Here is a 13,732-nt window from a genome sequence, read left to right as displayed (position 1 = left end):
ATGAACGCCAGGGAATCGAGACCACGGCCTGCCGAACGCTCCGAGGCGGACACCCGCCGCAGGATCATCCTCGCCACTGCAGGGCTGCTCCAGCAGCAGGGATACGAGAGCACCTCGGTCAAGAGCATCGCCGTCGCCGCAGCGGCCTCACCGAGCTCCGTCTACCACTTCTTCCCCGGCGGCAAGCAACAGCTGGCGATCGAGGCGATGCGCCATGGCGCGCAGGAGTTCGCCGACCTGCTCGCGGAAGGGCTCTCTTCGTCTGCGGACCCCGCCGAGGCCACGGCAGCGTGTGCCCTGATCATCGCCGACAGCCTCAAGCAGTCCGACTGGGCGGACGGCTGCCCCGTGGCCGTCACCGCCCTGGAGACCGTCGGCCGCGTCCCCGGCCTTCAAGAAGCAGCCATCCAGGCGCTCACCCACTGGCAGGGCCTCGTGACCGCCAAGCTGGAAAGCAGTGGCATCGCCCCGTCCGCGGCCCGCTCTCTCGCGGGAACGGTCATCAGCACGTTGGAGGGCGCCGAACTGCTGAGCCGGGTGACCGCCGACGACACCCCCCTCCAGGACGCCGCCGTGCATCTCGCCCAGCTCGTCCGGGCGTCCCCCCGTTCCTGACGCGCGCCCCCGGGCAAGAACGGGGCCGGCGGAGCGCTTGCCCGAGCAGAATCCCCCAGGCAACCCAGACATCCACCCTGACGGCGCCCCTACCTCTGCCCTGCACCTTCCCTGAACTCCGTCGTATGCCGTTGTGATGCCGGTGGCCCGCTGCCATGTTCGTGCAGCGGGCCATCCCGCATCCATCGCGTAGACGTCTGGGAAGGGACTCGATGCAATCCCTCTATGGAGCCCTCATCGGAGTGCTCACCGCTGGACTCCTCGCCGGAGCACCGACGCCGATCGTGGAGACGGCCGACGCAGGCCCGCCCGACACACGGCCAACAGCCAGGGAATTCATCGACTGGAAACCCTGTGCCTCCGACACAGCAGCCGAGTGCGGCAGTCTGCGCCTCCCCGTGGACTGGGCCCGCCCGACGGGTGAGAAATTCGACCTCGCTCTGGCCCGCCGCAAGGCGACCGATCCGGATCGCCGTGTCGGGGTGCTGCTGGTCAACCCCGGCGGACCGGGTGAGCAGGGTGTGGAGTTCGTCCGCAACAAGGCCACGGCGCACTTCAGCGCGGACATCCAGAAACGGTTCGACGTCATCGGGTTCGACCCCAGAGGGGTCGGCCGCAGCCAGCCGGTGAGATGTTCCAGGGGACTGCTCGCGCAACAGCCGTCGGTGTACCCCCGCAACCAGGCCGAATTCGCTGAACTCGTCTCGTACAACCGCGCATTACGCCAGGACTGCAGGCGTCACAGTGGTCCGGTCTTCGATCACGCCGACACCCTGAGCGTCGTCCGGGACATGGACGCGATACGCCGCGCGTTGGGCGAGAAGAAGATCAACTACTTTGGCCACTCCTACGGCACTTTGATCGGCCAACAGTACGCGGAACAGTTCGGCGACCGGATCCGGGCCATGGCCCTCACCGCGAACATGGATCACAGTCTCGGAGCGCGGGACTTCATCGTCTCATCGGCCGCCACGGCAGAGGACTCGTTCCACCAGTTCGTGCAGTGGTGCGACCGCACCCGTTCCTGCGCGCTCCACGGCCGGAACGTCACCGTCGTATGGGACGCGTTGCTCGCCAAGGCAGATCGGGGAGAAGTCCGCGATCCGCAGTCCCCACACCGTGGTCTCACTGCGCATGAGATCACGCAGTATGCCTTCAGGGCCTTCTACGGACCCGACTGGGAGCGGCTGGCCAGCTATGTGGCGGGCCTCGACGCACAGGAGCCGAGGGCGTTGCGACTCCCCCAACCTGACGCGCGACCAGGGGCGACGGAGCCGACGGACCCCACACCGTTCCACGCCGTGTTCTGCCAGGACTGGCGCATCCGGGCAAAGGACTACCGCGAGTACGCCAAACTGACCGACGCCGAACTTCGGGCGGCTCCGCACATGCGCGGCTCTCCTCGTATGCACACCGCGATAGCCGGCTGCATCGGCTGGCCGGACGAGGTGAACAACCCACAGCACCGACTGCGCATCACCGACGCGCCCACCATCCTGATGTCCCATGCACTGCACGACCCGGCGAACAACCACGCATGGGCCACCAACGCCCACCGGCAGACCCGCAGGACGACCGTCCTGCTCACCTATGAGGGATCGGGCCACAGCGTCTACAACCGCAACACCTGCACACGCAAGGCCGTGGACGACTACCTCCTGGAGCTCAAGGTTCCCCCGCACGGCAGCCGTTGTGCCGCGACCGTATCGGAGACCACCGCAGGGCAGTAACACACCTCGGTACCCCCGGAACACACCTCGGTGCCCTTCGGATGCGGTGCCCATGCTCCATCGCCATGCCTCAGGCTCCAAAAGGGTGGTCGGACAAGGGGGCGCACCGCATCGGTGCGCCCCCACTTTCCGGTCAGTCTGCGGCAAAGAACGCACGTGGTCGGTGGAGCACCGGCGCCATGGACGTCAGGCATATGCCGGTACGTCGTCGGGGGATTTCGGCCGCGCTCCTGAGGACGAGTCGTCCACGGGCACTCGATCCGGCCACTGTGGGTACGGCCGGAACGCTCCCTTTCCTCATCCCGGTTGGTCTTGCATGGTTGCCCGGAGGTGCAATCGTCCCAGCGGAACGGGAAGGATCACCATGAGGAATCCGCGCAGCCGACAACGCATCCAGCGGAGAACCCTGGGCAGAGCGCCGTCGGTCGTGCACCCACGTACACCATCCGAATGACGTCCTTTGGTAGCGACGTGCCGTAGCTGTCGTCGAACGCCCGCCGGCGGGGACTACGGGGACGGTCCTTGGGGTCCGATGCAGGACGCGCCACCTGCGGCGACAGCGTGCATCCCGATCGATCCACGCGTCCTGATCGATCCATGACCCGAACCCGTCAGGCGCTGGGCCGAATGTCGCCGTTTCCTCGTACCCGGGTCAGGACAGACACCGACAGCAGACCAAGATGCCGAGCTCCTCCGGCATGCCAGCCCGCACGCGCACGGCGCTACGGGACAGGGGCCGCCAGGACGCCCCCGTTTCGCCCCACACAATCGGGAGCGGCTGTTGTTGACACTTCTGGACCACTCGCTGCCCGCCGACGTCCTGCCCTTCCTCCACGGACCGGGGCTGCTCCACCACCCCGAACTCTCAGCCGGCCGGCACGGTGCACGAGCCGCTGCGCTCGCCAGCCATCGCCCTGACGTGCTCCTGACGCGCACCATGCTCGATCCGTCCGAAACGGCGGCCTGGTACGAAGCGACCGACGCCGATGCGCCGCTCCTGGTCGTACTCATCGACGCCGATGACGAGCATGCGCGGGAGGAGAGTGGACAGGCCACGCCTGGCGCGGGGTGTCCACGGCTGACCGTTCACCGTCTCAAGGACCCGCACGGCACGGAACGCGCCGTGTACGCCCGGGCCCTGGCACTCGCGGAACGCCTCTGGCTCACCGCCGTCACGGCACCTGCCCTCGCCGCCCGGCTCTCTGCGGTTCGTCCCTTTCGCGGCTCGGTGGCGCTGGTGGGTGCGGGAGTGGTGAACCTGATCACTGCCCTGCGGCTGGTACGAGCCGGGCACGCGGTCACCGTGTACGACCGTGCACCGGACCCCAGGGCGGACGCCCACTGGACGGTCTACGGAACCAGCCGTGGTGGCGGGGACGGTCGTATGTTCACCCTCACCGAGACCGACGGGTACCACGGGAACCCTCAGACCGGGCCGATCCCCTACCTCAGACCGCTGGTGGACAACGGCTGGTGCCTGGCGGAACCATCCGCGCTGCGGCAGGAGGAGTTGGACTGGGTGCACGACAGTACGCGCATTCCTCCCTGGCTCGCCCGCGCGTACACCGACGACGTGCTCCTCTTCAACCAGTTCGCCCGGAGGTCTTGGGAGGAGCTGTTCACCGCGGAGCCGACGCTCTCCCGGGACGTCGGCCTGCGGGACGGCATCCTGCGGCTCTACAACGACCCCGTCCGACTGTCCGCCCAGACCGCACGGCAGTGGGCGCTCGGAGCCGTCCGTACGGTGCTCTCCCCGGCAGAGGTGGCCAAGCGGCATCCGGCGCTGACCGGCGCCCACACCGCGGGCGCCCTGGCCGGCGGCGTGGAAGTGGTCGGCTTCACCGTCCAGATCCATGACTTCCTTGCGCGGCTGACCGGCCTGTTGGAGGAGGAGGGGGCCGTCTTCCACTGGGAGACACCCGTCGAGGGTCTGCGCACCGACCCGAACGGCCTCCCGGACGGACTGCGTTGCCAAGAAGAGGTCGTGCGCTTTGACCACTACGTGCTCTCCCCTGGAGCGTACGGCGGCGAACTCCTCCGGGGCACCGCCACCCACGGACTCATCCACGGAGTGATCGGCGTCTGGCTCACACTGCCGAACCTGGCACCGCAACTGATGAACTCGGTGAAGATCAGCAGATCCGGCCACCTCGCGGAGGACTCCAATGTGACCGTCACCACCGGACCCGACGGCGAACCGCTGCTCGTGGTGGGTTCGGGCTACGGATGGACGGGAGCGGACCCCGCGCACATCGACCCCATCCAACTCGAAGCCCTCCACATGGCGGTCGAGGACACAGCCGCGTGGTTCTTTCCCGAGGCGTACGAGGAGGCGCGCAGAACCGGGCTGCTGAAGGAGAGCAGGAGGCACTGCGTACGCCCCTGGACCGCGTCCAGCCTGCCGGTCCTGGAGATCGCACCGAATGCTCACGGCGGTCTGGTGGTGGTGACCGGCGGTCACAACACCGGAGGGTTCGCCCAAGCCCCGGTGGCCGCCGACGCCGTCGCTGCCGCCCTGCGCGGTGAGCCGCACCCCACCCACATCCGCTACCACCCCGATCGGCTCCGCATGTTCTATCGCCAGCGATGAGGAAGAGGCATCCCATGACCGACACGGACAACTGGCACAAGCGCGGCTCCTCCTTCGGCCGGGGCGCCGAGCAGTACGACAGGACTCGCCCCCACTACCCGGTATCGAGCTTCCGATGGGTACTGGGCGAGAAACCACGGACGGTGCTCGACCTCGGCGCCGGGACGGGCATCCTCACCCGAGCCCTGCTCGCGGACGGCCACCAGGTGACCGCCGTCGAACCGGACCACGAGATGCGGCAGGTGATCAGCGACTCCGCGCCGTCAGCGAACGTACTCGGTGGCAGCGCCGAAGCCATCCCCCTGGCGGACGACAGCGTCGATGCGATCCTGGTCAGCCATGCGTACCACTGGTTCGACCCCGATTCGGCGCATGCCGAGATGGCCCGAGTGCTCCGCCCGGGCGGAACCCTCGCAGCGTTGTGGAACCTCCGCGACGAAGAGGTCCCCTGGTCGGCGGAGCTCTCGCGGATCCTCGCCGACGAGGACACCGGAACGGACCCGGAGACCTCCGCGGCGATCCTCCTGCACGGCACTCTCGCCGCACTCCGGGCGAACGACGCGGCCCGACTGTCCGGTTGGCTGAGGAATCCGAGCTTCGGCCCCGAGTTCAACGCCATCGAACGCGGGTACTTCGAGCATGCCTCGCCCCAGACGGTGGACACCCTCATCGGGCTCATCACCTCACGTTCCTACTATCTGAACGCCTCGGCCGAGCGCCAGGAGGAGCTGACGCAACAGATCAGGCAACTCGCCGCCACGCACCCGGACCTCGCCGGGCAACAGGAGTTTGACCTACCGTATGTGACGGTCGTCTTCAAGGCCGGTCTCACGTCCTAGCGGTATCAGCCCGCCAGCGAAGGAGCCCCCCGTGCTTACTCCCGTCCCACCATCCACGTACAGATCACGGGACGGCAGCGACGTTCGTTGGGAGGGCTTCTTCACCGGCCATCGCATCCTCGACGAGGCACAGATCGCCGAACTGGCCCAACGGCTCCTGGGCGTGGAACACACGGCCGTCGCGGAGTTGGCGCGGAACGAGTTGTCCCCGTACTACGCCGACTCCACCGGGGACCGTCCCGCGCTGCTCCTGCACTCCGCGACGCCCACGCTACGGGCGCTGGCCGGCGATCTGACAGCGCTCCGGACGAACCGCGTCCCGCACGATGTGGCGACCTATGTGGAGGCCCGATCGGTCTTCCTCGGAGCACCGGCGGACCTCTCCGTCGGCAGGACCGCACCATGGGCGGAGGCGGTCGGCCACCTGGGGGTTCCCGCCGTCGACGTGGGCGACCGGGACCACTACTACCTCTCCCATGCCCTCCTGCTGCTGGCCGACGCCCACGAGCAGGGCGTCGGCACCCCGCTCGGCCAGCTCATCAGTTGGCTGAGCGGACGCCCCGACGCCTTGATCCGGTTGTACGCACTCGATGTGGAGATGCAGATCTTCCTGTTGTGGCTGCGTCGCAGGACCGGGCTCCCCCACTTGCTCACCGACGCGAACAGCCCGGCCGTCGCCACCCGGTGGAACCGCAAGCGCCACCTCCATCCCACCGTCGAAGCCGCTCGGACCCTCGACGCCGACGGACTGCCCGCCGGCACCCTCCTCGAAGCCGAACAACGCCTGAGCGAGGCCCATGTACGGCTCGGACTCGAACTGCCCGTACTTCCCGGATACACCGTGCCGCGCGCCGGCGTCGACGAGGACGCCTTCGTCGCCGGTGTGCTGGACGCCGCTGAGCTCCTTCGTACCCGCTACGAACTGGGCAGGGCAGCACTCAAACCGAGCGAGGCGGGGGACGGAGCCCGGATCGTCGGCAATCTCGACCTCACCGATGTCGAACGACTGGCGGCGGAGGCACGGGCCGCCCATCCACTCGGCGACGACTACCTGTTGGAGGCATGGGTCGACTTCCTCTCCGTCCAGTTGGGCGACACGGCACTGCCGGTCATCCCTTCGGGCCACTTCCGCCATGGCCGCGTCGCCGACGGCGTCACCCTCCAGGTCCTGGACGGGTACTCATGGATGGGCAACAGCTACCTCGACGAAGGGGCCTGGAAGTCCCTCGGCCTGCCCGAAGAGGCGTACCGGACCATCCGGGCCGCGTTGGAGGCGATCAGGGCGGCCTTCCTGGGGCCGCAGAGCGTGCTGGACGGCAGCCATGAAGGACTGGCCACGGGCGGGATCGACTTCGCTGTCGGCCGATTGGGCGGCCGGTTCGGTGACCAGCTGCTGGTAGGCGCGATCGACTTCAACCTCTCCTCACACGGAGCCGAGTACCTGCGAGCGTTTCAGGACACCGCACGCCACCACGGCATCGACGAACGGTATGCGGCGACGCGAGTGTTCAGGCCATCAGCCGATCAAACGCTCACCCAACTGGAGGCGGACGTCACCGCGATGGCATCGCCGGGAGGTCTGGCCAGGGCGGTCGCGTGTGTACCGGAGCGCTGGGGCATGATCGCGGTGACCGGCGCCGACCCCACCACCGCGGCCCTGCGCATCGACCGGCTCCTGGCAGCCGTGACGCAACAGAGCACGACGGAACTCCTTCAGCCCCAGGAGTGAAGACGACGACGGCCTCCCACCGGGAGCGGGACGCTGTTGGCGAATAGGGCCTGTCGCGTGACGTCGGCCTTCGAGACCCAGTTGTGGTCTCGAAGGCCGACGTTGCTGTTTGGGGTGGGTACGCGTGTCGATGAGGCCGCAGGTATCGGGAGACGTTCCGGTGGAGACCGTGCGGGTGGCACGGGCTGCGTTTCCGAAGGGCAGCCTGGCAATCAGGGTCCGGAACGAAGTGGGGGTGTTGTTCCAGGACGAGGACTTCGCCGATCTGTTCCCGGTGCGGGGCAAGAATGCCTGGTCACCAGGCCGGCTGGCTGTAGTGCTGGTGTTGCAGTTCGTGGAGAACCTGACGGACCGGCAGGCCGCCGAGGCGGTGCGGGCCCGTATCGACTGGAAGTACTCGCTCGGACTGGAACTCACCGACCCGGGCTTCGACTACTCGGTTCTCTCAGAGTTCAGGGACCGGCTGATCGGTGCGGACGGCGGCCGGGAGATCCTGGACGGTATTCTGGCCGCGGCCCGGCATCGGGGACTGATCACCGCCGCCGGCAGAGCGCGGACAGACTCCACGCACGTGCTGTCTGCGGTGCGTGAGCTGAACCAGTTGGAGCTGGTTGCGGAGAGTCTGCGGGCAGCCCTGAACGCGGTGGCCCGCGCCGAGCCGGACTGGCTGAGTGAGTGTGCCCGGCCGGAATGGTTCAGGCACTATGCCACCCGCGCCGAAGAATCCCGTTTCCCCAAGGACCGAACGAAGCGCACGCGCGTCTACGAGCGGATCGGCGCCGACGGCATGCACCTGTTGCGGAAGATCTGGGCGAACGGTGCTCCGCCAGGACTACGGACACTGCCCGAGGCGGAGATCCTGCGGCAGGTGTGGGCCAGCACTTCCACCTGGTCGACGGCGAGGTGGCTCGCCGAGGCCCAAAAGACCGTCCGCCGGGCGCCACGCGCCTGGCCACCCCGTATGACCCCGAGGCCCGCAACGGCGGGAAGAGGGACGTGTTCTGGGACGGCTACAAGGTCCATCTGACCGAGACCTGCGAGCTGGATACCGTCCGCTTGATCACCAACGTCGCCACCACGACCGGTGAGGTCAGCGATGACCGCATGGCCGCTGTCGTCCACCGTGCCCTCGCCGGACGGGACCTGCTGCCCGGCGAGCACTGGGTAGACACCGGCTATGCCAACGGTCCCGCGATGAGCGCAGCCCGCCAGGATCACGGCGTGGACCTGCACGGACCGCTCAAGGCCGTCACTTCCGCCCAGTCCAGAGGTGAAGCGGCCTTCGGACAGGATGCGTTCACCATCGACTGGGACCAGCAGCAGGTGACGTGTCCGGGCACTCACACCAGCACCGTGTGGCGTCAGGCCATGTCACAGCGAGGGACGCCGGTCATCCGCGTCCAGTTCTCCCCACGCGACTGCACCCCCTGCCCGCAGCGGCCTGACTGCATCAAATCGAAGCCCGGCAGCCGCAAGCTCATCCGCCGCGACCTCACCCTGCGGCCCCGCAACGAGTACGACACCATCCACCAGGCCCGGGCTCTCCAGCAGACCGATGACTGGAAGGCCCGTTACAAGATCCGCGCCGGGGTCGAGGGCACCATCTCCCAAGGCGTCCTCGCCCACGGCCTGCGCAGATCCCGCTACCGGGGCCTGGCCAAGACCAGCCTTCAGCACCAGCTCACCGGCGCGGCGATCAACCTCGTCCGCATCGACGCCCATCTCACCGGGACACCCCACGCCCGCACCCGCACCAGCCACCTGGCAGCACTTCGCCCCACCGAATGACATCGGTGGGGCGAAGCAAGGACCATTCGCCAACAGCGTCCCGGGAGCGGTGGGAGGCCGTCGTCGCGGGGCTTCTCCGTCGGTATGCCGAGGGCCCCCTGCCGACATCGTTCATGGACTGCATCGGCCCGAGCACGAGTACGGTCCGATCACTGTGTCGGGCCGAGCCGAACGATGCGCGCGGGGCCGCACTCCGTCCGTCCGGTTCCGGCGGGACTAGATCGGGGCGAAGTCGATCGTCCCGGTCCACCAAGTGCCCGGGGCCTGCGGATCACGGCTCGTCCAGAACTCGATGACTCCAGAGATGAACTCATCCCGGGACAGCCTGCCGTCCCCGTCACGGTCAAGGTGTTGGAATGCCACGGCAGCCGCCTGCTGGGTCAGGTTGGGGAAGTGCCCGTGCTGGAAGGCGAAGAACTCCTCCCCGTCGACCGTTTCGTCACCATCCGTGTCGGCCACCGCCAAGAACGCCTCGGCCAGAGCACCGAGGGTCGCCGTCGCCGCGGCCGGATCGTCGGCCAACGTCCGGGTGGACGCGATGAACTCCGCACGGCTCAGTGCATCCGCCCCAGGCGGCAGATGCGGTAGATGCAAGTTGTGCCAGATCGCCAAGTACGCGGCGACCACACGCTCCTCGGCCGCAGAACCCTCGGCGTGCCCGAGGGAAGCCGCGACGGACTTCCCCATCAGGATGTGGTCGTGCTCCGTGAGCCGGTCGTCACCGTCACGGTCGAGATGGTCGAAACCGTGGCTGATCTTCTGGAGGAGTAACTCGTCCGACATGGCGGGCCTCTCGATCGGTGTGCACCAGACCTTCCTTCCTAGCAGGTGGGCACGGCGACCGTCCGGCTCTCGGGCAAAGGTCATCAACACGGGCCTTGCGAGACGGCCGAGCGGCTGCCCTGGTCGGGGCGGTTCCACCCGAAGTTGCGTTCGGCCGGTCCCGTCCGTGGCAAACCGTCACACCGGTCATGGGTCAGTACGGGGCGAGGACACAGAACTCATGGCCCTCCGGGTCGGTCAGGCACGTCCATGGAACGTCCCCCTGGCCGAGGTCGAGATCGATGGCGCCGAGAAACCGCAACCGATTCACCTCCGCTGCCGTGTCACCACCGGGGTGCGGCAGCAGATCGAGATGGACCCGGTCCGGCACGGTCTTCACGTCGGGTGTACGCAGGAACTCAAGATAGGGCCCGACATCCTCGGCAGAGCGAAACACCGCATGGTCGTCGGACACCTCGTGCAGGGCCCAGTCCATGGTCTCGCCCCAGAAGTGGGCCATGGCCCGCGGATCCGCACAGTCCACCACCACCGCGGCGATCGGTCCGGTGTCCCGGTAGACCTCCCGAGGCTCCAGCACACAGAACTCGTTGCCCTCCGGGTCGGCGAGGACCGACCAGGGCACATCGCCCTGGCCCACATGGGCGGGCGTGGCACCGAGAGCTCGGAGGTATGCGACCAACTCCGTCTGATGGGCCGCAGAGGTGGTGGCGAGATCGATATGCACACGGTTCTTCGTCTGTGTCTTGGGGTCGGGGACCGCGACGACGTCGACGCCGACGGCGACCGGGTCCGGCCAGACAAGGCCGCCGGCGGGTCCGACATAGGTCGTCTCTCCGGATTCCCCGCTGTAGACACTCCAGCCGAGCGCCTCCGCCCAGAACCGACCGACTGCCGAGTGATCAAGAGCCTTGATGTTCACCTGGACGGGTCGCAGTGCCATACCTGCGATCCTATGTGCCGGCAGGGAGGGACCACGGCCGGAACGCGACCGAATGCCTCGCGGACGCCGGCCGCGATCGACGGCCTCCCAGCGCGCTGGAGTGGAGGGTGGCAGGGCTGGCTGGCTGGCTGGCTGGCTGGCTGGCTGGGGGAACGACTGGGTGCGCTGGTTGCTGGTTGCTGGTTGCTGGTTGCTGGTTGCTGGTTGCTGGTTGCTGGTTGCGCAGCGAACTTCCCCAATGCTGCGTTGTCAGTCCTCGGTGAGAGGATCACGGCATGGTGATGTGTGAATACTTCTCGGCGTCCGACGATGACGCGGCCATCGACGTTCTCGACCAGTTCGGCGGACCGAACACCTCGCATTTCGATGTGGTGGCGTTGAAGGGCGTCGATCCGGTCGTCGTGATGGCCCAACTCGAAGCGATCTTGACCAACTGCACCTACGACGAAGTGAGCCAGCGTCCACGCGTGGGGCAACTGCTGTCGTCCCCGGACTCGGAGAGCGCATTCATCATGAGCGTGTCCGACACCGTGCAGGAGGCGCTTGCATCCGCGACCCCCGACGCTCTCGTCGAGGCCGCCGGGCCTTGGTCCGAGACCGATGAGCTTCAAGCATCCGGAGTCGATGCCGAACGCGCAGTCGAGGCACTGGTTCTACTGTCGGCCCTGGCCGGTCGCGCCCGATCGACCGGTCATCGTCTGTACTGCTGGTGGGCCGTGTGAGGCGTCGGGGCGGGTGACGAGGTGCTCGGGTCATGGGTTTCGGAGTGAGTGCATCCGGTCGAACTCGTCAACGAGAAGCCCCATCATGACGAGATCGTGGTGCCGACCAGCGAAGAACACCTGATCGCGAAGTCGACCCTCTTCGACGAAGCCGAGCCGCCGCTGAAACGCCAATGACGCCTCATTGTCTGCGAAGATCCTCGCTTGGCACTTGTGATAGCGCCGCTCGGCGAACATGAAGCGCATCAACAGAACCGCGGCTTCTGCGGCATACCCCTTTCGGCGGTGGCCGGCTCCGATCGAGACGCCGTACTCGAACCATCCCGCACGCGGGTCGGCATGGTGCGAGCCGACGGCGCCGATCGCTTCGCCCGTCTCTACGGCTTCGACAACCAACTGGAAGCAGTCTCCCCTATTGGCGGCAGCGGCCTGCTCCTGCGCCCAGGCACGGTAGCTCTCGGCAGGGCGAGGTGGTTGGAGCAGGTCTCCCAACCGCTCCTCGTCCACGGCGATACGCATGAACGCCGCCCAATCGTCGGGCTCGATGCCCCGTAGACGTATCCGTTTACCGGTCCAGAACGAGGCCATCCCCTATTTCATCATCCTGACCGTACGGGGTACAAACCTCCGGCCAGGCTGGGACCGGACCATCCTCCGGGTGGAATGCGAGGACGCCGAATTCCGAGAACCCTGATGACACCGATGACACCGAACTGTCGATGGATCGACGGATCGACCACGGTGGTCGGGCGGTCCCTGACCGGACCCACTCAGTACCTCAGCACGAGCAGGATGCAGCGTTGATCGGCGACGTCAAAGGATCGGGTGCCCGCTGCTCGGTACCGGTGGCGCCGGCGACCGGAAAGCCCTCTCGGATCCAGTACTCAATGCCCCCGATCATCTCCTTGACCCGGTATCCGAGTTGCGCAAGGGCGAGCGCCGAGCGGGTGGCGCCGTCGCAACCAGGACCCCAGCAGTAGGTGACGACGAGGAGTGCGGGGTCCAGTACATCAGCGGCGCGAGTGGGGATGTCTGCGGTGGGCAGGTGGACGGCGCCCGGAACGTGGCCCTGCTGCCAACCGGCGGCCCCGCGTGAGTCGACCAGAACGAATCCAACGTCGGCCGATTGCATCGAGGCGTGAACATCGGCGACGTCCGTCTGGAACGCGAGCCGCGCGGCGAAGAAGGCGGCGGCTGCGGAGGGCGCCGCAAAAGGCGTGCGGAGCACTGGACTTGGAGCGGTTTCGGTCATGTGCACGACGCTACGGGCCCGACTTGTGCACTGGAACCGATGATCATCGGTCTTCCCATCAATGGGCCACGAAATTCATGGTAGAAGTTGGCCATGGCCGATGATTCCCTTGATGAAACCGATATGCGCATTCTGGAGGCCCTGCAACAGGATGGGCGGGCCAGCTATGCGGACCTGGCACGGTCGGTCTCCATGTCGGCGAGTGCCGTCACCGAGCGGGTACGGCGGCTGGAGGAGAGCGGCGTGATCAGCGGCTACTCGGCCGTGGTGGACCCGGAACGACTGGGACTCGGCATCCTGGCCTTCGTCCGTCTTCGCTACCCGACGGGCAACTACAAACCGTTCCATGACCTGCTCGCAACCACCCCCGAGATCCTGGAAGCCCACCATGTGACCGGCGAGGACTGCTTCGTGCTCAAGGTCCTCGCTCGTTCCATGCGCCATCTGGAATCGACCACGGGGCGCATCGCGAGTCTTGGGTCCGTGACCACCAGCGTCGTGTACTCCAGCCCTCTCCCCAGCCGCGCCATCGCCGTGTCATAGGTCGTGTCTTCGAAGTCCCCCGGGTGTGCTTCAGCCGTACCTCGGTAGAGGTCAATGTGAAGGCAGCCCCATCGAGAAGGGTGTTCCCGGGGGTCTGGCTGGCACGGCCCAGGACACCAGCAACAGCGCTACATGTCCCACGCCCGGGCAGTGGAAGTGACCCGCGGGTGTTGCCCACTCGTTCCTTCGTGGGGGACGGGG

The 13,732-nt window shown here is 67.3% G+C and carries 11 protein-coding genes and 1 pseudogene; 8 read left to right on the top strand and 4 right to left on the bottom strand.

Annotated features, from left to right (window positions below; translation table 11 throughout):
- From OID54_RS36960 to OID54_RS36935, 6 genes and pseudogenes are all read left to right on the top strand, one after another.
- Complete coding sequence (locus tag OID54_RS36960; protein ID WP_329026969.1) at positions 1-615, top strand: TetR/AcrR family transcriptional regulator; 615 nt, start codon at positions 1-3, stop codon at positions 613-615.
- A 212-nt stretch (positions 616-827) separates the two neighbouring features.
- The gene (locus OID54_RS36955) at positions 828-2,345 is read left to right on the top strand and encodes an alpha/beta fold hydrolase (protein WP_329026966.1); all 1,518 of its coding nucleotides are present in this window, start codon (positions 828-830) and stop codon (positions 2,343-2,345) included.
- A 781-nt stretch (positions 2,346-3,126) separates the two neighbouring features.
- A complete protein-coding gene (locus tag OID54_RS36950) occupies positions 3,127-4,935 on the top strand; it encodes an NAD(P)/FAD-dependent oxidoreductase (RefSeq protein ID WP_329026964.1) in 1,809 nt (602 codons plus the stop codon).
- Positions 4,936-4,949: 14 nt separating this feature from the next.
- Positions 4,950-5,774 (top strand): class I SAM-dependent methyltransferase, encoded by an 825-nt coding sequence (locus tag OID54_RS36945; RefSeq protein WP_329026962.1) that lies wholly within the window; start codon positions 4,950-4,952, stop codon positions 5,772-5,774.
- A gap of 31 nt (positions 5,775-5,805) precedes the next feature.
- Positions 5,806-7,503, top strand: coding sequence for a hypothetical protein (locus tag OID54_RS36940; RefSeq protein WP_329026960.1), 1,698 nt, complete (start codon positions 5,806-5,808; stop codon positions 7,501-7,503).
- A gap of 124 nt (positions 7,504-7,627) precedes the next feature.
- A pseudogene (locus tag OID54_RS36935) lies at positions 7,628-9,291 on the top strand (IS1182 family transposase).
- Between the two features lie 216 nt (positions 9,292-9,507).
- Here the strand turns inward: OID54_RS36935 and OID54_RS36930 are convergent.
- Both OID54_RS36930 and OID54_RS36925 read right to left on the bottom strand, forming a co-directional pair.
- Positions 9,508-10,074, bottom strand: a complete 567-nt coding sequence (locus OID54_RS36930; protein ID WP_329026958.1) for an EF-hand domain-containing protein — start codon at positions 10,072-10,074, stop codon at positions 9,508-9,510.
- Positions 10,075-10,267: 193 nt separating this feature from the next.
- Complete coding sequence (locus OID54_RS36925) at positions 10,268-11,014, bottom strand: VOC family protein (RefSeq protein ID WP_329026956.1); 747 nt, start codon at positions 11,012-11,014, stop codon at positions 10,268-10,270.
- Positions 11,015-11,289: 275 nt separating this feature from the next.
- Here OID54_RS36925 and OID54_RS36920 point away from each other — a divergent pair, with 275 nt between their 5' ends.
- Positions 11,290-11,736 carry a hypothetical protein gene (locus tag OID54_RS36920; protein WP_329026954.1) on the top strand — a complete coding sequence of 149 codons (447 nt, stop codon included), beginning with the start codon at positions 11,290-11,292 and terminating at the stop codon, positions 11,734-11,736.
- Positions 11,737-11,766: 30 nt separating this feature from the next.
- Here OID54_RS36920 and OID54_RS36915 read toward each other — a convergent pair whose 3' ends face one another.
- Together OID54_RS36915 and OID54_RS36910 are read right to left on the bottom strand one after the other, a co-directional pair.
- Positions 11,767-12,324, bottom strand: coding sequence for a GNAT family N-acetyltransferase (locus tag OID54_RS36915; RefSeq protein ID WP_329026952.1), 558 nt, complete (start codon positions 12,322-12,324; stop codon positions 11,767-11,769).
- A 190-nt stretch (positions 12,325-12,514) separates the two neighbouring features.
- On the bottom strand, positions 12,515-12,988 hold the full coding sequence (locus tag OID54_RS36910) for a rhodanese-like domain-containing protein (protein ID WP_329026951.1): 474 nt from the start codon (positions 12,986-12,988) through the stop codon (positions 12,515-12,517).
- 93 nt (positions 12,989-13,081) lie between these two features.
- Here OID54_RS36910 and OID54_RS36905 point away from each other — a divergent pair, with 93 nt between their 5' ends.
- Complete coding sequence (locus tag OID54_RS36905) at positions 13,082-13,531, top strand: Lrp/AsnC family transcriptional regulator (RefSeq protein ID WP_329026950.1); 450 nt, start codon at positions 13,082-13,084, stop codon at positions 13,529-13,531.
- The last annotated feature ends 201 nt before the right edge of the window (positions 13,532-13,732 follow it).

This window comes from Streptomyces sp. NBC_00690, from assembly GCF_036226685.1.
In the GTDB taxonomy this organism is placed as follows: domain Bacteria; phylum Actinomycetota; class Actinomycetes; order Streptomycetales; family Streptomycetaceae; genus Streptomyces.
The sequence above is the reverse complement of the archived record's forward strand: the minus strand, read 5'-3'. Positions and strand labels throughout refer to the sequence as shown.